The organism is Pseudoxanthomonas sp. GW2 (assembly GCF_000283075.1).
Classification (GTDB): Bacteria; Pseudomonadota; Gammaproteobacteria; order Xanthomonadales; family Xanthomonadaceae; genus Pseudoxanthomonas.
Map to the genome: position 1 here is coordinate 1 of NZ_ALIP01000079.1, position 23,938 is coordinate 23,938.

28 protein-coding genes are annotated in these 23,938 nt (G+C 69.0%); 21 read left to right on the forward strand and 7 right to left on the reverse strand.

The annotated features are described in order from the left end of the window. The 3 genes from B351_RS0105060 to B351_RS0105070 form a co-directional block, all read left to right on the forward strand. Positions 1 to 478 (forward strand): FimV/HubP family polar landmark protein (locus B351_RS0105060; protein ID WP_026010382.1); only part of this gene is annotated, 478 nt, incomplete at its 5' end. A gap of 6 nt (positions 479 to 484) precedes the next feature. Next, a complete protein-coding gene (gene truA, locus B351_RS0105065; RefSeq protein ID WP_019397961.1) occupies positions 485 to 1,258 on the forward strand; it encodes a tRNA pseudouridine(38-40) synthase TruA in 774 nt (257 codons plus the stop codon). After that, positions 1,255 to 1,911 (forward strand): phosphoribosylanthranilate isomerase, encoded by a 657-nt coding sequence (locus tag B351_RS0105070; RefSeq protein WP_019397962.1) that lies wholly within the window; start codon positions 1,255 to 1,257, stop codon positions 1,909 to 1,911. Before truA ends, B351_RS0105070 begins: the two co-directional genes overlap by 4 nt. Before the next feature lie 481 nt (positions 1,912 to 2,392). Here the strand turns inward: B351_RS0105070 and B351_RS0105075 are convergent, their stop codons facing one another. Further along, the gene (locus tag B351_RS0105075) at positions 2,393 to 2,758 is read right to left on the reverse strand and encodes a helix-turn-helix domain-containing protein (RefSeq protein WP_232207890.1); all 366 of its coding nucleotides are present in this window, start codon (positions 2,756 to 2,758) and stop codon (positions 2,393 to 2,395) included. Positions 2,759 to 3,175: 417 nt separating this feature from the next. Between B351_RS0105075 and B351_RS0105080 the strand changes: the two genes are divergently transcribed. The 9 genes from B351_RS0105080 (at position 3,176) to B351_RS0105115 (ending at position 8,945) form a co-directional block, all read left to right on the forward strand. After that, complete coding sequence (locus tag B351_RS0105080) at positions 3,176 to 4,438, forward strand: HlyD family secretion protein (RefSeq protein ID WP_026010384.1); 1,263 nt, start codon at positions 3,176 to 3,178, stop codon at positions 4,436 to 4,438. A 159-nt stretch (positions 4,439 to 4,597) separates the two neighbouring features. Continuing rightward, positions 4,598 to 6,715 (forward strand): peptidase domain-containing ABC transporter, encoded by a 2,118-nt coding sequence (locus B351_RS16255; protein WP_407059579.1) that lies wholly within the window; start codon positions 4,598 to 4,600, stop codon positions 6,713 to 6,715. A gap of 82 nt (positions 6,716 to 6,797) precedes the next feature. Further along, the gene (locus B351_RS17530) at positions 6,798 to 6,962 is read left to right on the forward strand and encodes a hypothetical protein (protein WP_019397966.1); all 165 of its coding nucleotides are present in this window, start codon (positions 6,798 to 6,800) and stop codon (positions 6,960 to 6,962) included. A gap of 71 nt (positions 6,963 to 7,033) precedes the next feature. Beyond that, complete coding sequence (locus tag B351_RS17535) at positions 7,034 to 7,183, forward strand: hypothetical protein (RefSeq protein ID WP_156810417.1); 150 nt, start codon at positions 7,034 to 7,036, stop codon at positions 7,181 to 7,183. A 94-nt stretch (positions 7,184 to 7,277) separates the two neighbouring features. Next, entirely contained in the window at positions 7,278 to 7,436 is a 159-nt protein-coding gene (locus tag B351_RS17540) for a hypothetical protein (RefSeq protein WP_019397967.1), read from the forward strand. Positions 7,437 to 7,476: 40 nt separating this feature from the next. Further along, positions 7,477 to 7,635: a hypothetical protein gene (locus tag B351_RS17545; RefSeq protein WP_019397968.1), complete on the forward strand. Its 159-nt coding sequence runs from the start codon at positions 7,477 to 7,479 to the stop codon at positions 7,633 to 7,635. A 112-nt stretch (positions 7,636 to 7,747) separates the two neighbouring features. Next, positions 7,748 to 7,912, forward strand: a complete 165-nt coding sequence (locus tag B351_RS17550; protein ID WP_019397969.1) for a hypothetical protein — start codon at positions 7,748 to 7,750, stop codon at positions 7,910 to 7,912. A gap of 327 nt (positions 7,913 to 8,239) precedes the next feature. Further along, positions 8,240 to 8,431, forward strand: a complete 192-nt coding sequence (locus tag B351_RS17555; protein ID WP_156810418.1) for a hypothetical protein — start codon at positions 8,240 to 8,242, stop codon at positions 8,429 to 8,431. Positions 8,432 to 8,492: 61 nt separating this feature from the next. Next, positions 8,493 to 8,945 carry a type II CAAX prenyl endopeptidase Rce1 family protein gene (locus tag B351_RS0105115; RefSeq protein ID WP_083852393.1) on the forward strand — a complete coding sequence of 151 codons (453 nt, stop codon included), beginning with the start codon at positions 8,493 to 8,495 and terminating at the stop codon, positions 8,943 to 8,945. A gap of 30 nt (positions 8,946 to 8,975) precedes the next feature. Here B351_RS0105115 and B351_RS0105120 read toward each other — a convergent pair whose 3' ends face one another. After that, positions 8,976 to 9,863 carry a LysR family transcriptional regulator gene (locus B351_RS0105120; RefSeq protein ID WP_019397972.1) on the reverse strand — a complete coding sequence of 296 codons (888 nt, stop codon included), beginning with the start codon at positions 9,861 to 9,863 and terminating at the stop codon, positions 8,976 to 8,978. A 93-nt stretch (positions 9,864 to 9,956) separates the two neighbouring features. On the opposite strand from B351_RS0105120, the gene trpB reads away from it, so the two are divergent. Together trpB and trpA are read left to right on the forward strand one after the other, a co-directional pair. Next, on the forward strand, positions 9,957 to 11,171 hold the full coding sequence (gene trpB, locus B351_RS0105125; protein ID WP_019397973.1) for a tryptophan synthase subunit beta: 1,215 nt from the start codon (positions 9,957 to 9,959) through the stop codon (positions 11,169 to 11,171). Positions 11,172 to 11,254: 83 nt separating this feature from the next. Continuing rightward, positions 11,255 to 12,058, forward strand: a complete 804-nt coding sequence (gene trpA, locus B351_RS0105130; protein WP_026010385.1) for a tryptophan synthase subunit alpha — start codon at positions 11,255 to 11,257, stop codon at positions 12,056 to 12,058. Positions 12,059 to 12,397: 339 nt separating this feature from the next. Here the strand turns inward: trpA and B351_RS0105135 are convergent, their stop codons facing one another. The 3 genes from B351_RS0105135 to B351_RS0105145 all read right to left on the reverse strand — a co-directional run bounded on the left by B351_RS0105135 (position 12,398) and on the right by B351_RS0105145 (position 15,805). Beyond that, positions 12,398 to 12,946: a methylated-DNA--[protein]-cysteine S-methyltransferase gene (locus tag B351_RS0105135; RefSeq protein ID WP_019397975.1), complete on the reverse strand. Its 549-nt coding sequence runs from the start codon at positions 12,944 to 12,946 to the stop codon at positions 12,398 to 12,400. Further along, complete coding sequence (locus tag B351_RS0105140; RefSeq protein ID WP_019397976.1) at positions 12,943 to 14,469, reverse strand: DNA-3-methyladenine glycosylase 2 family protein; 1,527 nt, start codon at positions 14,467 to 14,469, stop codon at positions 12,943 to 12,945. The genes B351_RS0105135 and B351_RS0105140 overlap by 4 nt, the downstream gene beginning before the upstream one ends. 97 nt (positions 14,470 to 14,566) lie before the next feature. Next, positions 14,567 to 15,805, reverse strand: a complete 1,239-nt coding sequence (locus B351_RS0105145) for an ectonucleotide pyrophosphatase/phosphodiesterase (protein ID WP_050992142.1) — start codon at positions 15,803 to 15,805, stop codon at positions 14,567 to 14,569. Positions 15,806 to 15,997: 192 nt separating this feature from the next. Here B351_RS0105145 and B351_RS0105150 point away from each other — a divergent pair, with 192 nt between their 5' ends. Both B351_RS0105150 and hutU read left to right on the forward strand, forming a co-directional pair. Then, positions 15,998 to 16,444 (forward strand): hypothetical protein, encoded by a 447-nt coding sequence (locus tag B351_RS0105150; protein ID WP_019397978.1) that lies wholly within the window; start codon positions 15,998 to 16,000, stop codon positions 16,442 to 16,444. Between the two features lie 81 nt (positions 16,445 to 16,525). Then, positions 16,526 to 18,199, forward strand: a complete 1,674-nt coding sequence (hutU, locus tag B351_RS0105155) for a urocanate hydratase (RefSeq protein WP_019397979.1) — start codon at positions 16,526 to 16,528, stop codon at positions 18,197 to 18,199. Positions 18,200 to 18,876: 677 nt separating this feature from the next. Here hutU and B351_RS0105160 read toward each other — a convergent pair. Beyond that, positions 18,877 to 19,884 (reverse strand): integron integrase, encoded by a 1,008-nt coding sequence (locus B351_RS0105160; RefSeq protein ID WP_050992143.1) that lies wholly within the window; start codon positions 19,882 to 19,884, stop codon positions 18,877 to 18,879. A gap of 170 nt (positions 19,885 to 20,054) precedes the next feature. Here B351_RS0105160 and B351_RS17560 point away from each other — a divergent pair, with 170 nt between their 5' ends. The 5 genes from B351_RS17560 to B351_RS17575 all read left to right on the forward strand — a co-directional run bounded on the left by B351_RS17560 (position 20,055) and on the right by B351_RS17575 (position 23,428). Then, complete coding sequence (locus B351_RS17560) at positions 20,055 to 20,681, forward strand: HEAT repeat domain-containing protein (protein ID WP_156810419.1); 627 nt, start codon at positions 20,055 to 20,057, stop codon at positions 20,679 to 20,681. A gap of 122 nt (positions 20,682 to 20,803) precedes the next feature. Beyond that, the gene (locus tag B351_RS17245) at positions 20,804 to 21,658 is read left to right on the forward strand and encodes a serine protease (protein ID WP_083852394.1); all 855 of its coding nucleotides are present in this window, start codon (positions 20,804 to 20,806) and stop codon (positions 21,656 to 21,658) included. A gap of 69 nt (positions 21,659 to 21,727) precedes the next feature. Further along, the gene (locus tag B351_RS17565; RefSeq protein ID WP_156810420.1) at positions 21,728 to 22,138 is read left to right on the forward strand and encodes a hypothetical protein; all 411 of its coding nucleotides are present in this window, start codon (positions 21,728 to 21,730) and stop codon (positions 22,136 to 22,138) included. Positions 22,139 to 22,209: 71 nt separating this feature from the next. Continuing rightward, positions 22,210 to 22,869 carry a hypothetical protein gene (locus B351_RS17570; RefSeq protein WP_156810421.1) on the forward strand — a complete coding sequence of 220 codons (660 nt, stop codon included), beginning with the start codon at positions 22,210 to 22,212 and terminating at the stop codon, positions 22,867 to 22,869. A 76-nt stretch (positions 22,870 to 22,945) separates the two neighbouring features. Continuing rightward, positions 22,946 to 23,428, forward strand: a complete 483-nt coding sequence (locus B351_RS17575; RefSeq protein WP_156810422.1) for a hypothetical protein — start codon at positions 22,946 to 22,948, stop codon at positions 23,426 to 23,428. 153 nt (positions 23,429 to 23,581) lie between these two features. On the opposite strand, the gene B351_RS0105165 is transcribed toward B351_RS17575, so the two are convergent. Next, positions 23,582 to 23,938, reverse strand: a 357-nt coding sequence (locus B351_RS0105165; RefSeq protein ID WP_232207891.1) for a hypothetical protein, incomplete at its 5' end; no start/stop codon positions are given.

Sequence of the window (23,938 nt, forward strand, 5' to 3'; positions counted from 1 at the left end):
GGGCGCGGCCTGGTGGTTCGCGCGCCGGCCCAAGCCGCTGCCGATCCCGGTCGGCCGCGGCGCCGGCTTCGATGCCGCCGCGCTGGCCGCGGCCGCGCCGTCCACCCACGTGCCGGCCGACCCGGTGGTGCCGGTGGAGGCGCCGGAACTGGAACCGCATCCGGTCGAGCCGGAGGCGTACGTGGACGAGCAGGCCCCGGAGCCGGACGTGGAACCGGAGCTGCCGCTGCGCCACGACGACCTGCCGCCGCCGGCACCGGCCGCGCGCGAGTCCGCGGCCCCGGCCTGGCACGACGACGCGTCCGCTTTCACCCCGCTCAACCCGGCCCCGGCCGGGCGCGAGCGCCTGGAGCTGGCCGTGGCCTACCTGGACCTGGGCGACGTGGACACCGCGCGCACCCTGCTGCGCGAGGTGCTCGCCGGCCAGGATCCGGCCGCCCGCGACGAGGCGGCGCAGCTGCTTCGCGAGATCGGCTGAGCGGCGATGCGCTACGCGCTGGGCGTGGAGTACGACGGCGGCGCCTTCCAGGGCTGGCAGGGCCTGGGGCCGTCCGGGCCGCCGACGGTGCAGGCCACGCTGGAGCGCGCGCTGTCCTCGGTGGCCGACCAGGAGATCACGGTCAGCTGCGCCGGGCGCACCGACGCCGGGGTGCACGCCGAATGCCAGGTCGTGCACTTCGACAGCACCGCCGAGCGCGATCCGCGCGCCTGGACCCTGGGCGTGACCGGGCGCCTGCCGCCGACCGTGTGCGTGCGCTGGTGCGTGCCGGTGGACGCGGGCTTTCACGCCCGCTTCTCCGCCCGCGCCCGACGCTACCGCTACACCCTGGTCAATCGTCCGGTGCGGCCCGCGCTGTACCGCGCCACGATGGCCTGGGAGCGGCGCCCGCTGGATGCCGATGCCATGCACCGCGCGGCCCAGGCGCTGTTGGGCGAGAACGACTTCAGCGCCTTCCGCACGGTGCATTGCCAGGCACCGCATGCACGCCGCAACCTGCAGGACATCCAGGTCCGCCGCAGTGGCGAAACCGTCACCATCGAGGTACAGGCCAATGCGTTCCTGCACCACATGGTCCGCAACATCGTCGGTTCGCTGCTGGAGGTGGGCGCCGGTGCCCAGGACGAGGGCTGGATCGCCCGCCTGCTCGCGGGGCGCGACCGCACCCTGGCCGGGCCCACAGCGCCGCCGCAGGGCCTGGTCTTCCTGCGTCCCCTTTACCCCGCCGAATGGGGCCTGCCGGAGGAGGTGACGCTGTGAGCCGAGCGCTGTACCGCACCCGCATCAAGTTCTGCGGCATGACCCGCCCCGGCGACGTGCGCCTGGCCAGCGAGCTGGGCGTGGACGCCGTGGGCTTCGTCTTCGCCGAGGGCAGCCCGCGCCAGGTGACGCCGATGGCGGCGCGGCAGCTGCGCCTGGCGATGGCGCCGCTGGTCAGCGCCGTGGCGCTGTTCCGCAACAACAGCGCCGAGGAAGTGCGCGAGGTGGTGCGGCAGATCCGCCCGGCGCTGTTGCAGTTCCACGGCGACGAGGACGACGCGTTCTGCCGTGCCTTCCGGGTGCCATACATGAAGGCCATTCCCATGGGCGACGGCAGCACCTGGGACGCGCAATCGCTGCAGCAGCGCTGGCCCAACGCGGCCGCCTTCCTGTTCGACAGCCATGGCGCCGGCGGCTCCGGCGGCAGCGGCAAGGCGTTCGACTGGCGGCGCCTGCCCACCGGCCTGCACCGGCCGTTCGTGCTGGCCGGCGGCCTGGACCCGGACAACGTGGCCGAGGCCATCGCCGCGACCCTGCCTTGGGCGGTCGACGTGGCCAGCGGCATCGAACTGTCCCCGGGCATCAAGGACGGCGACAGGATGCGCCGCTTCGTCGCCGAGGTGCGGCGCGCGGACTGCGCCGAACTGGACTGAGCGGCACGCGAGGGCGCAGGCCAGCCGCGCAGCCGTGCCAGCGTCCGCGTGTGCATTCGGGCCGAAGAGCCGTCTGTTGCTCCCGCCGTTCCATGCGCTGCCGCGCGTCGCGCAGGCATGAGCGCCCTGGACAAGCGCAACGGTAGCCGCGCGCCACTGCCTGCCCGCCATCGGCGCGTACGCGAGCCTGCGGCCGCGTGGGCGGTTCCCCTTCGTAGCGCGAGGCGCCGGTCCGGATGCTTCGGGCCGGATCAAGCGCACCTTGCCAGGGGCGCCCGGACAATGCATCTGCTGCCCCGCTCCTGAGGAACGAGGACGGGAGACTGTTGCCCGCACCCGTTGCCGGGTGATCGCAGCGGGGCGGGGTTGGTGGCCGCACAGGCGCTCGTGCAGGCAGCCGCGGGTGCGGCCGTTCGGCGCGCATCGGCCAGGCAGGCGATGCTCCGCGCCGGAGCCATCGCGCCGCGCGATCGGCGCCTGCTCAGGCGCGGCGGCGGCCCTCCACGCCCTGGACCTGGACCTCGGCCATTTGCAGCAGCAGTTTCTGCACCGGGCGGCTTGCCAGGCGGTAGGCGTGCAGCAGGCGGCGCTCGGCCGGATCGTGCACCAGTTCCGCATCCACCGCAGGCAGGTCGTCGCTGCCGTCGTAGGTGAGCGGACCGCGCCCGGTGGCCAGCCATTCGAAACACACGCCGGTGACCTGCGCCAGGCGTTCGAGCCTGGCCGTCGCCGGCTGCGCGCCCACCGCGCATTCCCAGTTCGCCACCGCGCCGCGGGTGACGCCGAGGAGTGCGGCCAGCGCCTCCTGCGACAATCGGGCCCGCTGGCGCGCAATGCGGATTCTCATCGAGAGATTCATGCGTTCCCTTCCTGCCCTGTCCGTGGCATTGGCTTGGAGCCTAGCCCTGCCAAATGCGATTGCGCAACCGGCGCAAATGCAAGCGATTCTGGCTGCATTTCGTGCAGTTTCGCTTGCACCGCCTGGTGCGTTGCTTGTGTGACGCGGCGCGAGGCCTGCGCCGCAAGCGGCTTTGCACGTGCCACGCACCATCGTCGGGCTTGTCGTCGCAAATCCCGGCGGGCAAGTATCGGGACGAAGCGAGTGCGCGTTGCGTCATCTTTGTGACGCGGCGCACATCGAGCGCGAGGGGAGAGGGATGAAGGAGTCATCTGGTACCCACGAAGCGCCGCGCGCCGCGCGGAGCGCGGCAGCCATCCGGCGCACATGGACGGCGCGGGCCCTGGCAACGGACACGGACGCGACATGAGCCAGGAACTGTTCCGCAGGGAAGCGCTGGAGGCGCGTCGCGGCAGCTGGCTGGGCGCGATCTCGCTGGCCCAGCCGCTGCGGCTGTGGCTGCTGACCGCCGCCGCCGCCGCGGTGGCGCTGGCGGTGATCCTGTTCCTGCTGTTCGGCACCTACACCCGGCGGTCGCCGGTGGTGGGCCAGCTGGTCCCCAGCGCGGGCATGGCCACCGTGGTGGCGCCGGCCACCGGGGTGGTGGTGGCCGCCCACGTGCAGGAAGGCGCGCGCGTGCAGGCCGGCCAGGCGGTGGCGGTGGTGGCGGTCCCGCGCGCCACGCGCGCCGCCGGCGACACCAACGCCGCCCTGGAGGAGCGCCTGCGCCGCCGCCGCGAGAGCCTGGAATCGGCGCACGCGGCGCAACTGGCGCAGCTGGAGGCGCAGGAATCCGGGCTGCGCGTGCAGCTGGCCACCGCGCGCCAGGAACTGGCCCAGGTGGAGGCGGAGATCCGCACCCGCGAGGAGCAGATCCGGCTGGCGCGCGAGACCCTGGACCGCCTGCGCCAGCTGCAGGACGAGCGCTACGTGAGCCTGCTGCAGATCAAGCAGCAGGAATCGGTGGCGCTGACCCAGGTCGGCGAGATGCAGGCGCTGCAGCGCCAGGCCGTGTCCACCCGGCGGATGATCGCGCAGCTGCAGCAGGCGCTGGCGGAGATTCCCGGCCAGCGCAGCGCCGGCGAGGCCTCGTTCGCGCGCGAGCTGGCGGCGCTGGAGCAGGAGCTGGTGGAGACCCAGGCGCGCGGCGAGCTGGTGCTGACCGCGCCGATCAGCGGGGTGGTCGCCACCCAGCTGATCAAGCCGGGCCAGTCGGTGCAGGCCGGGCAGCCGCTGCTGTCGGTGCTGCCGGGCGAGGGCACGCTGGAGGCGGAACTGCTGGTGCCCAGCCGCGCGATCGGCTTCATCGAGCCTGGCGACGCGGTGATGCTGCGCTACCAGGCCTTCCCCTACCAGAAGTTCGGGCACCAGCGCGGCACCGTGGACCGGATCAGCCGCAGCGCGCTTGGTCCGGGCGAACTGGCCACGCTGACCGGCAACGCGCAGGCACCCGAGCCCTATTACCGGGTGACGGTGACGCTGCCGGCGCAGGCGATCCGCGCCTACGGCCGCGCCGAGCCGCTCAAGCCGGGCATGGTGCTGGACGCGGACATCCTCGGCGAGGAACGCACGCTGATCGAATGGCTGCTGGAGCCGCTGTGGTCGGTGCAGGGACGGGTTGCCGGTTGAGCGGCGGCGCGGGATCCGGCGCGCGCGGGCGCGCCGGCGGTGGACGGAGAAGGCGATGCGGATGTGGCGGCAACGGCAGGAAAGGATGGCGGCGGCGCGCTTGGCAGGGCAGGCGGCGGCGCGCGCGCCGGCGTGCCGGCTGCGGGAGGGCGGGCGCGCATGCTAGGCCGTTCCCTGCGGGTGGTGCTGCAGGCCGAGGCGGCCGAATGCGGACTGGCCTGCCTGGCCATGGTGGCGTCCGCGCATGGGCACCAGACCAGCCTGTCCGAGCTGCGCCAGCGCTTCCCGCTCTCGCTCAAGGGCGCGCGCCTGGACCAGCTGATCCGCATCGCCCAGCAGCTGGGTTTCGCCACCCGTCCGCTGCGGCTGGACCTGGAGGAACTGGACAAGCTGCGGCTGCCCTGCATCCTGCACTGGGACTTCAACCACTTCGTGGTGCTGGCGCGGGTCGACCGCTCCGGCGTGGTGCTGCTGGATCCGGCCAGCGGCGAGCGCCGGGTGTCGCTGCGCGAGGCGTCCGACCACTTCACCGGGGTGGCGCTGGAGCTGGGCCCGGCGGCCGAGTTCCGCCCGCGCAAGGCGCCGGCCTCGGTCGGCGTGCGCCAGCTCACCGGCCCGGTGCGCGGGCTGTGGGGCGCGCTGGCGCAGATCCTGGTGCTGTCGGTGGCGCTGCAGGTGTTCGTGGTGCTGGCGCCGTTCTTCATGCAGTGGGTCGTGGACCAGGTGCTGGTGTCCGCCGATCGCGACCTGCTGACCGTGCTCGGCCTGGGCTTCCTGCTGGCGCTGCTGCTGCAGGTCGGCATCGGCCTGCTGCGCGGCTGGTCGGTGGTGTACCTGTCCACCCGGCTGGGCCTGCAGTGGATGGGCAACGTGTTCGCCCACGCCCTGCGCCTGCCGCTGGACTTCTTCGAGAAGCGCCACCTGGGCGACATCACCTCGCGCATGTCCTCGGTGCAGGCGATCCAGCGCACGCTCACCACCAGCTTCGTGGAGGCGCTCATCGACGGCCTGATGGCCGTCGTCACCCTCGGCCTGATGCTGCTGTACAGCTGGAAGCTCGCCCTGGTGACGCTGCTGGCGGTGGCGCTGTACATCGGCATCCGCGCGCTGGCCTACCGCCCGGTGCGCGACGGCACCGAGCGCCAGCTGGTCGCCGCGGCCAGGCAGCAGACCCACCTGCTGGAATCGCTGCGCGGCATGCAGAGCCTGAAGGTCGCCGGCGAGGAACCGCGGCGGCGCGCCGCGTACGAGAACCTGATGGTCGACACCGTCAACCACGAGGTGCGGCTGGCGTGCATGGGCCTGGGCTTCAACAGCGCCAGCCAGCTGGTGTTCGGCATCGAACGGGTGGTGGTGATCTGGATCGGCGCGGTGCTGGCGCTGCAGAACGTGCTGTCGGTGGGCATGCTGATCGCCTACCTGGCCTACAAGGACCAGTTCGCCACGCGGATGGCAGCGCTGATCGACAAGTGGATCGAGTTCCGCATGCTGCGCCTGCACGGCGAGCGCCTGGCCGACATCGTGCTGACGCCGCCGGAGGACGAGCGCGAACGCTCGGAACTGCCGCCGCCGCCGGATACCCGGATCGAGGTCGAGGGGCTGTCGTTCCGCTACGGCGACGCGGAGCCGTGGGTGATCAGGGACTGCAGCTTCACCATCGAGCCTGGCGAGTCGGTGGCCATCGTCGGCGCTTCCGGCTGCGGCAAGACCACCCTGGTCAAGCTGATGCTGGGCCTGCTCCGGCCCACCGAGGGAAGGATCTGCATCGGCGGCTACGACATCCAGAAGGTCGGGCCGCGCAACGTGCGCGCGATCGTCGGTGCGGTGATGCAGGACGACCAGCTGTTCGCCGGCAGCATCGCCGACAACATCAGCTTCTTCGACCCGCAGGCCGACCAGGCGCGGATCGAGGAGGCGGCGCAGCTGGCCGCCATCCACCACGAGATCGCGGCCATGCCGATGGGCTACCACGGCCTGATCGGCGACATGGGCAGCTCGCTGTCCGGCGGGCAGAAGCAACGGATCATCCTGGCGCGCGCGCTGTACCGCAAGCCGAAGCTGCTGTTCCTCGACGAGGCCACCAGTCACCTGGACGTGGCCAACGAGCGCCTGGTCAACGAGGCGGTGAAGGGCCTGGCGCTGACCAAGGTGATCGTGGCCCACCGCCCGGAAACCATCGCCAGCGCCGACCGCGTCCTGGTCATGGACCAGGGGCGGATCGTGCAGCAGCTGCGCCACGAGGTCGTCGACGGGCGCTTGGTGCCCGTGCCGTGCTGAGAGTGCCCGGGCCGGTGCGGCCCGGGCGGCATACCGTGGTGTGCGGAACACACCGGACAGGTACGCGTTCCAGGAGGAACACATGCGGAAGCTGGCGCAGATGGAAATGGCCCGGATCGCGGGCGGGATCGGCGAATCGGACGAGTCCCCGCACCTGCCGCTGCCGGGCGGCATCTCCGAGGCCGAGTGGCAGCAATGGCTCGACTTCTTCGAAGAGCAGGCGCGGCGCAACCAGCCCAGGCCCTGAGGCGGGGCGCGGCGCGAGAGCTGCGGCCCGCCGGATGTGTGGTGCAACCGTCAACCCAGAGGAGCACAGGAATGCGCGAGATCGAAAGCGGAGAGGTCGGGCAGGTGGTGGGTGGACAGACCTGGCCCTGGCCTCCCGAGCCGCCTGATTACCCCCGTCCGGAAATTCCCGAGTGGGGCGACATCCGGCGCGAACGGATAGAGGCACGGTTGAAGCCGTGAAGCCGTTCGTTGGTTGGCTGCGGCCGGCATGCCCGCGCGACGCGGATGCCGGCACGGCCATCCCTGGTGCACTAGGACTTCGAGGAGATCGCCAATGCGCGTGATGGAACAGGCAGAGATCGGAAAGGTGGCGGGCGGGGCGGGCGAGGAAGCGCCCCCGCCCCAGCCGTGGACGGGCGTGTCCGATACGGGGTGGCAACTGCTGCTCAACCTGCTCAGGGAACAGGAGCGCCGCTACCGGCAGCATCGCTGACCGGCGCGGATCACTTTGGCAATCGAACGGGAGAAGAGGAATGCGTGACCTGTACCGCGGGGAATTCCCGCATGTCGGCGGTGGCGAGCTGGTCCGGGTGCCGCCGCCGGATCCGCTGGCGGGCTACCTGGATCGCGCCCAGCGCGAGCTGGAATGGCTGCTGGAGCAGTACCAGCAGGTGAAGCCGGTCGCCCCCTGACCGGCTGCCGGCGGGTGCGCGGACCGGCCCGACTGCCGGTCCGCGCGACCGCTGCATCCGTGGCTGCACGTGGCCGTCCCGCCCGGGGCGGCCTCGATCAACGGAGGACGAGATGCGCGACATGACCCAAGAGGAACTCCGCCATGTAGTCGGCGGCCTGGTCGTAGTGGCGCCCGGCTACAAGCCGCCGGGGCGCGACGATGCCACCGAAGCCTGGCTGGACTGGCTGGCCCCCAGTCCCACGCCCGAGCCGCGGGAGCGTTCGGCGGCGGCCTGAGGCTGCTGCGGTCCGTAGGCGGGGATGGCCGAGGCCCTCCCCGCGGGCGGCTTGCGGGATGAGTGGGGCTTTCCGGCTGAAGCAGCGCCGCTGGCAGTCGGGTGAACCCGGCATGCAGCCGGGGACGCGGCCCGGTAGTACCTGGAACCCTGGCTTCATGCGGGGGGATCCGACCCAAAGCGCCGGTTTGTTCCTGCGCATCGGTGCAGGTAAATCCGATTGATCTTGCCGGGCAGCGCCATAGTATTCCGCGAGGACCGTACCCAGGAATCAAGGATGGATCCTTGATCCGCGACGCCGGATGCGTCATGCAAGGAGGCAAGAAAGATGCGCGAAATGACCATTGATGAAATCCAGATCGTTGGCGGTGGCCGTACCTGGAAGAACTGGCTTGTGCGAATGGCCGGCGCAATCGGCACCGACACGCTCATCGACTTCGTTGGGGACAACCTGAAAGGTGCGGTGCGCGATGACACCTTTTCCAGCTCGACCACCTTCATCAACGTGTACGGCGCTTGATTGAAGGGCCGGGGCGGGCGGTGCCTGCCCCGGCTCCAATGGACGGAGGCATGGGGGCAGCATGACTCGACCGCCTATCCCCAAACTGGTTGCGGAAAGTGCATGCGCGAGCGCGGTCAGCCTCGCCGGTGGCGCCAGCTTGGCTTTTGCCTTTGGCGCGACAGGCAGCACCGGTTCTGTCGGCGAACTTCAGTCTCCCGAGGGGTGGCGGGTGTTCGGGTGGGTGCTGGTCAGCCCGCTGCTGGAAACCCTGGTGATGGGGGCGTTGCTTTCCTGGATATTCCTGCCAAGGACACGCAGCAGCGCGCTGGCAATCCTGATGTCGAGCGTGGTCTGGGGTCTGGTGCACGGGCTCGCCGACTGGATCAGCGGCATCGCGAACCTGGCCAACTTCGCGGTGTTTTCCTTCGTATATGTCAGGTACCTGAAGTTCGGTGCGGGCTGGGCGGTGCTTGCTGCCTCCATCACGCATGCCATCCACAATTCCGTGGTGGCAACGCTTCTGGTGTTGTAGTGGTTCCTGCGCCAGCCCGGCGTGCCGGACTCAGTGGTCCAGTTGCTTCCGCAGCCATGTGGTGAACGGCGCGATCCGCGCATCGCCTCCACCGCGCAGCGTGCATAGCGCCCAGTAGCCGTCGGTTTCGGTAAAGCCCCAGGGTGCGACCAGGCGGCCGGCGCGCAGGTCGTCGGCGACCAGTTCCTGCGGGGCGATGGCCACGCCCAGGCCGGCAGCGGCGGCTTCCAGCAGGTAGTAGAGATGGTCGAAGCCGGTGCCCAGGCGCAGGGCTTCCGGATCCAGACCGTTGCGGCGGGCCCATTCCGGCCACGCCGAGGGCCGCGAGGCGGTGTGCAGCAGCGCCTCCTGCAGCAGCGCGGTGGCGGGAGCACCCTGCAGCCGGGCATGCGCCGGATGTCGCGGGCTCAGCACCGGCCCGATGCGTTCCGGCGCCAGCCGGTGCACGTCCCAGCCGGGCGGCCAGGGCGGGGTGCCGATCAGGAGCGCGGCGTCCATCCCGGTGAGCGCCGCATCGGGCGTCGCCTCGCTGGCCGCCAGGTGCAGGCGCAGGTCCGGCAGCTCGGTCGCCAGCTGCTCCATCCGCGGGATCATCCAGCGTGCCAGCAGGCTGCCCGGGCAGCCCAGCACCAGGGCGGGGGCCGCCGCCGGCGAGCGCAACTCCGCCCAGCTCCGGCGCAGCGGCTCGAACGCGGCGGCCGCGGCCTCGCCCAGGCGGCGACCAGTGGCGGTCAGCGCCAGCCCGCGGCCGTGCCGGGTGAACAGCGGGGTGCCCAGCGCGTCCTCCAGCAGCTTGACCTGGCGGCTGACCGCGCCGTGGGTCACGTGCAGCTCCTCGGCCGCCGCGGCCATGCTGCCCAGGCGGGCGGCGGCCTCGAAGGCGCGCAGGGCATTGAGCGGGGGCAGGTCGCGTGACATGTGAGTTTTCCTGACGTGTCGCGCCAGACTTTATCGCTTTATGGGCGGCATGTCGTGCGTTAAGGTCAACCCACCTTACATACCGTCAAGCCGATGAGCGCCCCCATCCAGGACTTCCACGCCTATCCCGACGCCAGTGGCCACTTCGGCCAGCACGGTGGCCGCTTCGTCGCCGAAACCCTGATCGGCCCGCTGCAGGAACTGGCCGCCGCCTATGACGAGGCCAGGGCCGACCCGGCCTTCCAGGCCGCCTTCGAGAAAGACCTGAAGCACTACGTCGGCCGGCCTAGCCCGATCTACCACGCCGAGCGCCTGAGCCGGGAAGTGGGCGGCGCGCAGATCCTGCTCAAGCGCGAGGACCTCAACCACACCGGCGCGCACAAGATCAACAACACCATCGGCCAGGCGCTGCTGGCCGCGCGCATGGGCAAGAAGCGGATCATCGCCGAGACCGGCGCCGGCCAGCATGGCGTGGCCAGCGCCACCGTGGCCACGCGCCTGGGCCTGGAGTGCGTGGTGTACATGGGCGCCACCGACATCGAGCGGCAGAAGATCAACGTCTACCGCATGAAGCTGCTGGGCGCGACCGTGGTCCCGGTGACCTCCGGCTCGGCCACGCTCAAGGACGCGCTCAACGAGGCCATGCGCGACTGGGTGACCAATGTGCAGGACACCTTCTACATCATCGGCACCGTCGCTGGCCCGGACCCGTACCCGCGCATGGTGCGCGACTTCAATGCCGTGGTCGGGCGCGAGGCGCGGGCGCAGATGCTGGCCGACTTCGGCCGCCTGCCGGACGTGATCACCGCCTGCGTCGGCGGTGGCAGCAACGCCATGGGCCTGTTCCATGCCTTCCTCAACGACCGCCAGGTGCGCATCGTCGGCGCCGAGGCCGCGGGCGACGGCGTGCACACCGGGCGCCATGCGGCCTCGCTGTCGGCCGGGCGTGTTGGCGTGCTGCACGGCAACCGCACCTACGTGCTGTGCGACGACGACGGCCAGATCATCGAGACCCATTCCATCTCCGCCGGCCTGGACTACCCGGGCGTGGGCCCGGAGCACGCCTTCCTGCAGGACAGCGGCCGCGCCGAGTACGTGGGCGTGACCGACGAGGAGGCGTTGGGGGCCTTCCACCGGCTGACCCGCACCGAAGGCATCCTGCCGGCGCTGGAGTCCAGCCACGCGGTCGCGCAGGCGATCAAGCTGGCGCGCGAGCTGCCGAAGGACGCACTGGTCCTGTGCAACCTCTCCGGCCGCGGTGACAAGGACGTGCACACCATCGCCGCGCGCGAGGGCATCCAGCTGTGAACCCGGCGCCGGCCGCGCTGGCGCCGAACCGCATCCACACCGCGCAAACGCGCCACCGGCGCGACGCAACCCACGGGCGATCCATGAGCCGCTTCGAAACCACCTTCTCGCGACTGCGCGCCGACGGGCGCAAGGCACTCATCCCCTTCATCACCGCCGGCGATCCCGCGCTGGAGGCGACCGTGCCGGTGATGCACGCGCTGGTCGAGGCCGGCGCCGACTGCATCGAGCTGGGCGTGCCGTTCTCCGATCCGATGGCCGATGGCCCGGTGATCCAGCGCAGCTCCGAGCGCGCGCTGGCGCGCGGGGCGACCGTGGCCTACGTGTTCGACTGCGTGCGCCGCTTCCGCGAGCGTGACGCGGACACGCCGGTGGTGCTGATGGGCTACCTCAACCCGGTGGAGATCCGCGGCGCGGCCCGGTTCGCCGCCGAGGCGGTGGCCGCCGGCGTCGACGGCGTGCTGCTGGTGGACCTGCCGCCGGAGGAAGCGCCGCAGTTCCAGCCGGCGTTCAACGAACTGGGCCTGGCGCTGGTGATGCTGGCCTCGCCGACCACCTCGGACGAGCGCGCGGCCATGCTCAGCGCCAGCGCGCAGGGATACCTGTACTACGTCAGCTATGCCGGCGTGACCGGCGCCGACCGCCTGGACACGGATGCCGCCAGCCGCCGCCTGGAGGAACTGCGGGCAGCGGCGAAGGTGCCGGTGGTGGCCGGCTTTGGCATCAAGGACGCGGCCAGCGCCAAGGCGATGGCGGCCGGCGCCGATGGCGTGGTGGTCGGCTCGGCGCTGGTATCGGTGCTGGCCGAAGCCGCCGATGCGGACGATGCCGCCGCCCGCGCCCGCGCCTTCCTCGCCCCGCTGCGCGCCGCAATCGACGCCGGCTGAACGACGGCGCGGCACATCACGTCTTCGGGTCGTCACGACCGTGGCCTCGTTCGGCGCTCGCGCATACCCCTGGACAAGGCCCCGGGCCGCATCCGGGGCGGGCGCGCGTCAGCCCTGGCGTTGGACGCCGGGAGCCCTGATGCGCTTCGCTTGGCGGGGCTGCGAATCCGTCCACCAGCGCTCAGGCCGGCAAACGCCAGCACCCGGTGGCTTGCTCCTCGAACCGCCCGCAAGCCACGCCCGCCACTACGGGCGTAGCCAGTGACGCCCGTATCAACCCGAATCCCGAATCCCGAATCCCGAATCCCGAATCACCAATCACCAATCACCAATCACCAATCACCAATCACCAATCACCAGTCCCGGATCCCGAACCCCACCAAACAGATCGCGCGCGGCCTCCTGCGGCGGGATCGCGCCTTCCAGCTGCAGCAGGAAGCGCTTGGTCGGCAGGCCGCCGCCGAAGCCGGTGAGCGAGCCGTCGGCGCCAATCACGCGGTGGCAGGGCAGCACGATCGGCAGCGGGTTGCGGCCGTTGGCCGCGCCGACCGCGCGCATCGCCGCGGGGCGGCCGACGCGCATCGCCAGCTGCGCATAGCTGATGGTGCTGCCGTAGGGGATGTCGGCCAGCGCCAGCCACACCTGGCGCTGGAACAGCGTGCCCTGCGGCGCCAACGGCAGGTCGAACTCGCGGCGCTCGCCGTCGAAGTACTCCTGCAGCTGGCGCCTGGCCTCGCCAAGCACCGGGTGCTCCTTCGGCACCCAGCCGAGCCGGCGCTGCGGATGGCGGTTCTGCGGAAACTCGATTGCGTGCAGTCCCGCATCGGAGGCGGCCACGGTCAGCGGGCCGACCGGGCTGTCGAACCGGCAGTAATGGATGGCGCTCATGGGATGACCTCCGCTTCGGTGCTGGCACGGGACGCGGGCAAGGCGGCCTCGCGCCAGAGATGGATGACGGCGTACGCACGCCAGGGGCGCCAGGCCTGCGCGCGCTCGCGCAGCTGGCGGGTGGACAGGCGCGTGCCGTCGCCGGACGCGGCCTTCTGCAGCACCAGGTCCTCGGCCGGGAACGCGTCCGGATGGCCGAGCGCACGCAGGGCCAGGTACTGCGCTGTCCATGGGCCGATCCCGGGCAGGGCGCACCAGGCTTCGACGAATTCCTCCAGGGTCTGTTCCGGGCCGAAGCCGACCTTGCCCTCCAGCACCGCGCGCGCGATCGCGCGCAGGCTGGCGATGCGCGCACCGGTCAGGCCCAGGCCGTCCAGGTCCGCCGCGGCCAGGGTGGCCGCGTCCGGGAACAGCCGGTCCAGGCCGGGTGCGGCGTCCAGCGCCACCTGCGCGCCATGGCGCTGCACCAGGCGCGCGGCCAATGTGCGCGCGGCGGCCACGCTGACCTGCTGGCCAATCACCGCGCGCGCCGCGATCTCCAGCCCGTCCCAGCCGCTGGGCAGGCGCAGCCCGGGTCGCTGGCGCAGCAGCGGCCGCAGGCGCGGATCGGCCCCCAGCACCGCGGCGATCGCGTTCGGGTCGGCATCCAGGTCGAACATCCGCCGCACCCGCTGCACCGTGTCCGCGAGCCGGGCCGGCGCCACGCCGTGCAGTTCCAGCCGCAGCGCATGCACCGGGCGCGCCCGGGCCGATGGCCAATGGCTGACCCGCAGCCAGGCCGGCGCGCTGGCGTCGCCGACCACGCGCGCATAGGACTGACCATCCACCCGTTCCACCCCGGGCAGGGCGCGGTCGCGCAGGAAATCCAGGATGGCCGCGAAGTCGTACGGCGGCCGGTAGCCCAGGCGCAGCACCAGCGAACGGTCGGCCGCCAGCGCCGGGCGCTGCTGCAGGCTGCGGCGCAGTTCGCGCGGCGCCATGCGATAAGCCTCCTGGAACGCGGCATTGAAGCGGCGCAGGCTGCCGAAGCCGGCGGCCAGCGCCACCTCGGTGACCGGCAGCGTGGTCTCGGTCAGCAACTGCTTGGCGAACAGCAGGCGGCGGGTAACGTGCACGCCCAGTGGTGCCGCGCCCAGGCGCTGCACGAACAGCCGCCGCAGCTGGCGCTCGCCGACCGCCAGCCGCTCGGCCAGGGCCGCCACCGGATGCTCGGCCAGGAAGCCCTGCTCGATCAGCGCCAACGCCCGCGCCACCAGCGCATCGCCACGCCGCCAGGCGCCGTCCTCCGGCGCCAGCTCGGGGCGGCAGCGCAGGCAGGGGCGGAAGCCGGCCGCCTCGGCCGCGGCGGCGCTGGGGTAGTAGTCGACGTTGGCCGGCAGCGGCGGCGGCGCCGGGCACACCGGCCGGCAATAGATGCCGGTGCTGCGCACCGCGGTGAAGAACAGCCCGTCGAACCGCGGGTCGCGGCTGAGGCGGGCGCGTTCGCATACGCGCGGATCGGGCAGGGCGGCGACGGAGGACATGCGTGCAGGCTAGCACCGGCGCCCGGGCCCGACTGGCCGTTTCCGGACATCAAAGCGGACGCCGCCGGCACGGCCCGGCCGCCGGCGGCGCCGCGGATCAGGGCGCCTGCAGCGCCGGCAGCAGGGTTTGCGGGTTGCCGTCGCCCGGCTGCGGCTGCACGCCCACCAGGCGCGCCAGCAGCGGGTAGACGTCGACGTTGTCGAACACCGGCAGGCGCAGGCCGCGGCGGAACGCCGGGCCATGGGCCAGGAACACCGCGCGCATCGACGGAAGGTCCGGGTCGTAGCCGTGCGCGCCCGCGTCGCGGCGGCCTTCGGCATTGCGCCGTTCGATCATCGCCCGCGGCAGGGCGTTCCAGCCTTCGTCCATCTGGCACACGATCGGCGGGATGCGCGGGTGGCTGCCGTAGTGCAGGCGCGCCGGGATGCGCTCCTTCTCCCAGCACTGGTACTGCGCGTGGCGGCCGGGCAGGCGCGCGCGCAGCACGTCCCCGTATCCGGCGCGCGGCACCAGGCCGATCACCTGGCCGATGCTCACCACCTCGGCCTCCTCCATCGCGGCGATGTCCTCCACCGCGAGGAAGTTCCGGGCGTCGGCCATGCCGTGGTCGGACACCACCACCACGTTCGGGACCACGCCGGCGGCCTCCAGTCGCGCCAGCAGCTGGCCGATGGCCGCGTCCACCGTGCGGATCGCCGCGCGGGCCTGTTCCGAGCCGGGGCCATGGTCGTGGCCGGCGCCGTCGACCATCTCGAAGTACATCGCCACCAGCCCGGGGCGCGGCCCCTGCGGCGCCGCCACCCACGCGGCAACCCGCTCGACGCGCTCGTCCAGCGGGATGTTCGCGTCGAAGGCCTGGCCCTGGCGCGGCAGCACGCCGTCGCGCTCGGCGGTGGCGCCCGGCCAGGCCCACACCGCGGTGGCGATGCCGGCGCGCTCGGCCGTGGTCCATAGCGGCTCGGCCTGCCACCAGCCGGCGACCGTGGCCGCCTGCTTGTCCGCGACCACGAAGCGGCCCAGCTGCGGATCCTTCATCGAGTTGTGGACCACGCCGTGGTGGTCCGGGCGCAGGCCGGTCACCAGGGTGTAGTGGTTGGGGAAGGTGAGCGCCGGGAAGGACGGGCGCATGCCCTCGGCCTGCACGCCTTCGCGCGCCAGGGCGTCGAGCACCGGGGTATCGCCGCGGCCGAGCGCATCGGCGCGCAGGCCATCGACCGAGACCAGCAGCAGCGGGGTGTACGCCGGCTCCTTGGCGGTGCGGGCGGGAGCGGCCGCGCAGGCGGCCAGGGAGAGCAACAGGAACAGGAAGGCGCCGAGGCGCGGCAAACAGGACATCACATGGGGAGAGGGCAAAACAGGTGCGGAAGCTTGGCAGATGCGCGTTGCCGTCCGCCAGCCTTGACGTGCACCGGCCAAACCGCGCCTGAGCGGTTCCCGAGCGCCGGCTGAAGCAGCCCGCGCTCCCGCCGGCGCGGCTGCCGCCGCGCGCGTTATAACGGGGGCGTATCCATACGGAGCGCCGACCCGATGCCGATCCCGCGAGCCGCACGCCTCCCGGCCCTGGCCATCGCGCTGTGGCTGGCCCTGTCTCCGCTGGCCCAGGCCCAGTCCGTCACCCCCGACCGCTACCGCCAGCGTGCCGGCGACCAGGACACCCGTGCGCAGACCTGGGAACGATCGCGCCAGGCCGCGGAGCAAGCCCGCCAGCAGCAGCTGGACGCCAGCCGCCGCGCCGCCGCCGAGCGGCATCGCCTGGCGCTGGAGGACAACCGCCGTCGGATGGAGGCTGACCGCGCGCGCGCCGATCGGCGCATGCTGCATGCCGCCTCGCCCGAACAGCGCGAGCGCTACCGCCAGGAGTTCGAGGCCCGGCGCATCCAGTACGAACGCGAGCGGGAGGAGATCGAGCGCGCCCGCGAGGCCGAGGAGCGCCGCCTGCAGCGCCAGCAGGAAGCGCCCCGCGCCGGCCACTGAGCCACCGCGCCCCGCGCTGCACAACGGGCCGGCGCGGGGCCGCTGCGATAATGCCGGCACCTTCCATCCAGGTGTACCGGCATGTCCGATCCACGCCACGATCCCTCCGGTGTCGTCCGCGCGCCGCGCGGCAGCCAGCTGACCTGCCGCAGCTGGCTGACCGAAGCCCCGTTCCGCATGCTGCAGAACAACCTGGACCCGGACGTGGCCGAGCGCCCGGAGGACCTGGTGGTGTACGGCGGCATCGGCCGCGCCGCGCGCGACTGGGCCTGCTTCGACGCGATCCTGGCCACGCTGAAGGAGCTGCGCGACGACCAGACCCTGCTGGTCCAGTCCGGCAAGCCGGTGGGCGTGTTCCCGACCCACCCGGACGCGCCGCGGGTGCTGATCGCCAACTCCAACCTGGTGCCGCACTGGGCCACCTGGGAGCACTTCAACGAGCTCGACCGCAAGGGCTTGATGATGTACGGCCAGATGACGGCCGGATCGTGGATCTACATCGGCTCGCAGGGCATCGTCCAGGGCACCTACGAGACCTTCGTGGAGATGGGCCGCCAGCACTACGGCGGCGACCTCACCGGCAAGTGGATCCTGACCGCCGGCCTGGGCGGCATGGGCGGCGCGCAGCCGCTGGCCGCGTCCATGGCCGGCGCCAGCAGCCTGACCATCGAGTGCCGGCAGAGCCGCATCGACTTCCGCCTGCGCACCGGCTACGTGGACGAGCAGGCCACCGACCTCGACGACGCGCTGGCGCGCATCGGGCGCTACACCAAGGCCGGCCAGGCCCGCTCGATCGCCCTGCTGGGCAATGCCGCCGACGTCCTGCCGGAGCTGGTGCGGCGCGGCGTGCGCCCGGACGCGGTCACCGACCAGACCTCGGCGCACGATCCGCTGCGCGGCTACCTGCCGCAGGGCCTGACCGTGGCCGAGTGGGAGGAGGAACAGGAGGTGGTGCCGGAGCGCGTGCAGGAACTGGCCCGCAGGTCCATGCGCGTGCACGTGGAGGCCATGCTCGCGTTCCAGCGCATGGGCGTGCCGGTATTCGACTACGGCAACAACATCCGGCAGATGGCCTTCGATGCCGGCTGCAAGGATGCGTTCGACTTCCCCGGCTTCGTGCCGGCCTATGTGCGTCCACTGTTCTGCCGCGGCGTTGGCCCGTTCCGCTGGGTGGCCCTGAGCGGTGACCCGGAGGACATCGCCAGGACCGACGCCAAGGTCAAGGAACTGATACCGGACGACCCGCACCTGCACCGCTGGCTGGACATGGCCGCCGAGCGCATCCGCTTCCAGGGCCTGCCGGCGCGCATCTGCTGGGTCGGCCTGGGCCAGCGCCACCGCCTGGGCCTGGCCTTCAACGAGATGGTGCGCAAGGGCGAACTGAAGGCGCCGGTGGTGATCGGCCGCGATCATCTGGACAGTGGCAGCGTCGCCAGCCCCAACCGCGAGACCGAGGCCATGCGCGACGGCAGCGACGCGGTCAGCGACTGGCCGCTGCTCAATGCCATGCTCAACGTCGCCGGCGGCGCGACCTGGGTCAGCCTGCACCACGGCGGCGGCGTGGGCATGGGCTACTCCCAGCACTCCGGCGTGGTGATCGTGTGCGACGGCAGCGAGGCCGCCGACCGCCGCCTGGAACGCGTGCTGTGGAACGATCCCGGCACCGGGGTGATGCGTCACGCGGACGCGGGCTACGAGATCGCCCAGGACTGCGCGAAGGAGCAGGGGCTGCAGCTGCCGATGGTGGGGCGGTAGGGGCGCCCGGCGCCCGGGTGGCGGCGGGTACGGCCGTGCCGGTCGTTCCCGTCGCTTCAGTGGGTCGCCAGGTTGCCGAATTGCCCGGAATGCCGGAGGGACTGAGGGACTGAGGGACTGAGGGACTGAGGTCAAGGCACGGCGGCGGTCGCCGGGGCGCCCTGGCGTGTGGCCTGCTGCCGTCCCGCCCCTGGTCCTGGCCCTCGCGGGCCAGCACCTCCTCCTTTACCTCCCGGCAGCCGGCACACGCCATGGCGCTTCTGGCGTGGCGGGACGCGGGACGGTGGTGCGGGGCAGCCTCGACCTGGGGGGGCAGCCGGCCGGGTAGAGGCCAGAAACGGTTGATTGCGTGATTCCCACCCGGCGATGAGTGGCAATCGCTGGCGCGCGAGCGATTTCGATACGCGAACGAATGGAAATCAGTGGCCGTCGAGCAGTTTCCATACGCGGATGAATGGAAATCACTGGACGCCGAGCGGTTTCCATACGGCGACGGGTGATCAAGACTGGCGCGCCAGCGATTTCCATACGACGGTGAATGGAGATCGCCGGCGTCCTAGTGATTTCGATACGCGCGCGCATGGAAATCAGCCGACGGCCAGTGATTTCCAGTCGAGGCCCAGTGGCAGACACTGGCGCGCACCCGGTCACAGGGCGCGCGTGGGGCGGGCGAGGGGTCAACGGTCCAGCGGACTGAGCACACCGAGCGCGCCGCGGTTGAGTACGTGCGTGTAGATCTGGGTGGTGGCCACATCCTTGTGGCCCAGCAGCTCCTGCACCGTGCGGATGTCGGCGCCAGACTCCAGCAGGTGCGTGGCGAAACAGTGGCGCAGGGTGTGCGGGGTGACCGGCTTGTCGAAGCCGGCTTCGCGCGCCGCCCGGCGCACCGCCGACTGCAGCACCTTCTCGTCGATATGGTGGCGCCGCCTCACCCCGTCGCGCGGGTCGACCGAAATGCGCGTGGCCGGGAACACGTACTGCCATCCCGGCTCCGCGGCCGCGTTGGGATACTTGCGTGCCAGCGCGTGCGGCAGGTGCACCCGGCCCAGTCCGCAGGCCAGGTCGCGCGAGTGCAACAGGCGCACCTCCGCCAGCTGGCGCAGCAGCGCTTCGCGCAGCGCGCCCGGAAGCACCGTCATCCGGTCCTTGCCGCCCTTGCCATCGCGGATGGTCAGCTCGTTGCGCTCCAGGTCCACGTCCTTGACCCGCAGCCGCGCGCACTCCATCAGGCGCAGCCCGCTGCCGTAGAGCAGCCCGGCCATCAACGCCTCCCGCCCCGACAGGCGCTCCAGCAGCCGCACCACCTGCGCGCGCGACAGCACCACCGGCAGCCGCCGCGGCCGCTTGGCACGGACCACGTTCTCCATCCACGGCAGCTCGACGCCCAGCACCTCCCGATAGAGGAAGAGCAGGGCGGCCAGCGCCTGGTTCTGGGTGCTGGCGGCCACGTTGTCCCGCGTCGCCAACCCGGTGAGAAACGCCTCCACCGCCGCCCCGTCCAGCTCCGCCGGATGCCGCGGCAGCCACGCCCGGACATACCGGCGGATCCAGTACAGATACGCCTGCTCCGTGCGCAGGCTGTAGTGCTTCAGGCGCAACCGCCCGCGAACCTGGTCCAGTAACCGGGGTGCCCCACGGGGTGCTACGCCCCCTGTTATCCCGGAGAGCTCGCCGTCATAAGACATATCGGGGCCTCCTTGCCGTCGAAACGGCTAGCGTGCCCCGCGTTCGACCACATTCCCATCAGGTAAATACCTGATCCGCATAGGACTTTGCCGATTGACGGCGTCAGGGCCGAGCCGTAGGCTCGGTGCTACGCCCCGCCTTGGGGTCTACTGGTAGTTAGGCATCACCCATGGCATTCTCGATTTCTCCCAGCGACAAGCGCGACATTGCCAAGACACTCGGCAGGCGTCACAAGGAATTTTCATGGTCAGAAGATTTCTTCGCGAATCTGATCGAGAGGAATGAGGCAAAGATGGACGTATATTGGTCCGTTATGGCACTACGCGATTGCGGTACCGCACGGTCAATCCCATCCCTCAAAGCCCTCGCAACGCATCCGTCCCAAGACATAAAAGCAACGGCGATGCTAACCATCGCCCGCATCTCCAGATCGGCGGAAACTGAGTATTACGCCATGAAGTTGTTGGACCCTTCATATCGTGCAAAGTCGTATGCTCTTTGGGCCATTGCAGCATACGGTGATGAGCGTGCAACTGATGCTGTGCACCAGTACGTCAAGAAGAATCACAGAAAGCTAGCTGAGCCAAGCATTGATGCGAGAGAGACGTATGACATCATCTCTTACTTCTATCGGACACTCGGAGCTGCGAAAGCAGCGCAACTATTCGCCGGCGACTATGTTTCTATCAGGACATCACTTGCCAAGTCTCTCAGCCGCCTCCCAGCCATCAATAGAGACAGATTCGCGGCGCGGTATCCGGAAATCGACATCTCACTGGCAAGTAGTGATGCCTAACAATGCGTTCAAGCCGAAGCCGCTTCGTTCCACCAAGCACATGGCAGATACAGCTTGCCATGTGCTTGGTTCCACTACGCGTCTCGGCTTAACTTAGGTGTTAGGTCTCACAGGAGGAGTCGATGCACGTCGATGATGCGATTCATGGTATTTCGACGCTCATACAAGTCCAAACTGCAACGGGCGGGTCACAGGGGACAGGTTTCTTCTACCAGCAGCTTTCACCGCGAGACCCGAGCAAGGACGGGCAATGGAGAAAAGTTGAGGACGCTTGGCTGATAACAAATCGCCACGTACTACTTCCCCAAAGTTCGGCCGGCGAGTCAATCCCCACTTCGCTAACCTTTCATCTAAGAAAGATGGTGGATGGCTCGATCGTGTGGGAGCCGATCACTCTAGACCAATCGTCCCTGATTTCGCGAGCACGCCTACATGCAAATCCTGACGTTGATGTATGCGCTATACGCGTTCTTGACCTTATCAGCGACAGAATCAAATCTGGGGAGACCTACTTAAACTGGTACGGCGTTTCAAGCGACAACCTTGCTGGGAACAACAAGATCAACCCGCACGTCGCAAGTGACGCTGTCGTAGTTGGTTACCCGCGTGGATTTTACGACCACGTAAACGTCTTCCCAATCGTAAAGTCCGGCATCATCGCCTCACGCTGGGGCGCAAATTTTCAAGGGCAACCATACTTCCTCATAGACGCCAAACTCTTTCCTGGCTCATCAGGCAGCATCGTGATCTCCAAGCCCACAGATCTCGTTGTTGAGGATGGGAAGTTCTTTCATGCCAAGGAGAAGCAGTTTGCTTTTCTCGGGATATTTTCTGGAGAGCCCTACCAGTCTCATAGCCCAATTGAATTTGATGATCTAACTATCATCCGGAAGAGTGGTTTCAATGTTGGCATCGTTTGGTATGGTCATCTCGTAGACGAGATTCTCACTTCCGGGGTATCGCTAAGTGAGACCTAACAATTCATTCAAGCCGACGCCGCTTCGCGGCGCGGCTTAATTCAGGCGTTAGCCGTCAGGGGGGGCTTCGTGGACAAAGAGACATTGTCCGTCGTACTTAGCACTTTCGGACTTCTGCTTGGCCTGATCTCCGCCCAAGCTCAGCTCAAATCAATGGCGAAGTGGGCGCTTAAGACGGGCGGGAATAGGGCTCGTGCGTGGGTCAAGAGAATGGATGACGATGCGGAGCTGTACGCTTCTAGTAGTAGCGCGCTCGTTGCATTCATCGCCAAGGGGCTCTTTTCCATTGCATTCTTTTTGGCTCTAGTCATTGCCTTGCTGCTCCTGCTTCGTGGCGATACCTTTACAGCGCCTCTTTGGGTTCGCCAGGTAATAATGCTCGCAAGCACCATATGGATCGGAAATAAGCTGGCAGATATTTCCAACCTCGTTGACCTGACGCTCCGCAAGGCTCGCAGAGATCATGGCAATGACGGCTAACAATTCATTCAAGCCGATGCCGCTTCGCGGCACGGCTTAATTCTGGCGTTAGGCATCTCAGGGGGAGTTCAATGATTTCCGAAAAGACAGTGGAGCTGAATCTCACAACCGAGTTCATTAACTGGTTGTCACACCAGCACAACACGCCTTACTTCGCGGTTGGACCAACTCAAGCGCAGGAAGCGCAATGGGGGTTCGATGCTGGCGTGTTCGGAAACGCTACAGGCGCGCTCATCCAATACAAACGCGCTTACGTCAATGGAACGGTTTGGGAGTGGAAACTCAATCGCACTAAGGCCAAGGACCAGCTTCGCCGCCTGCAGCAGCTCGAGGCCGCAGGGCACGCAGTCTTCTTTGCCTTTCCGTATTTTCATACTCTCAGCCAAGTGCAGTCGCATCGACGTAGACTCCTTCTCCACACATTTTGGTTCAAGCCTTCGCAGATCACGCCTGTCGGGGGGCCTGACGGCCACCATGAGGTGCGCTTTGATTCGTCCACGAGGAAGTGGTCTGTTCACTCTGAGGAGGGTTCAGACATGCCACAGCCTGTAAGCCTAGGCGAAGTGATCAGCGCAATTGACTCTCCTGAGAATCGCCTTTCGTCTTTGGCCGAAGCGTTTAACTTAATCGTCTTGGATGACCGTGAGCCGGTTTCTTCAATCGAGAGAGAGCCTGGCGACCACGTGTCGATTTTGAGCGGGGCGTGCATAGTTGGTCGCGGAGATGCCTAACAATTCGTTGAAGCCGACGCCGCTTCGCGGCGCGGCTTAACTCAGGTGTTAGGCTCACATCAAGGAGTCTGGTCACATGGGTAAAAAGGCCGATCAAAAGCCCAACCGTGGATGGATTGGACCACTCTTGCTAGCAGTTTCGGCTCTCGTCCTTGCTTCTTATGTCTTCTTCTCAAATCCAAGTGGGCTCGTGTTAGATGAGAGAGCGGAGCCCGTATCAGATTGGTATCGGTTCAAACGCAAGCTAATTGGCATCCGCTTCTATGAATCACAGCTCGCACGATACGAGAAAAGCGTCGAATTCCAGCGACAACTGATGGAGCGCGCTGATCGTCGCATAGATAGGATGGAAGAGGCGCACGCCTCTGGTAGTGATAACCAAGACCCTGATCTGGCTCGTGCAGAATCGCTAGAGAGTGAGGCGGAGCTGATCCGCAAAAGATCAACGAGAGATTTTTCTCGGGAGTATGAGATTCGCTACATAGACAGACTCGAAACAACCATTGCCGCCATCCGAGAGAAGATTGATGAGGCCAATAGCTCTGGCTCCCCGCGGTGAGCCTAACAATTCATTCAAGCCGAAGCCGCTTCGCGGCTCGGCTTAATTCAGGTGTTAGGCATTACGAATACGGCATCGAGGCTGGAGAGGACGCGCACACCAGCTAGACCGGCGTGCCGTGCCACTGCCAGCTGACCGTCTTCGCCAGCCTGCTCAGGAGGCCCGGAGTTTCTGCCGCAGGAACCGGTGCAGGTCACCCAGGTCGCCGGCGAACATCGGGGGCAGCCCGTGTGGCAGGCGCGGCGGTGGCTCGCCGTGGGTCCAGGCCCGCGACAGGCTGGACAGGGCCTCGACCGCCGCATCCATGCTTCCCGGATCGTCCGCGGGCGCCTGCGGGAGGGCCTTGGCGGAGGCCTGGGCCGAATCCCGTGCCGGCGCCTCGGCCTCTGCTTCCCGTTCCAGGTCCCAGCACGCGGCCAGCACCCGGTAGGCCAGGCGCTGGCAGGCGGCGACCGCGGGCCAGTGCTCGTAAGCTTCCCCGTCAAGCAGGCATTTCAAAAGTAGAACTTC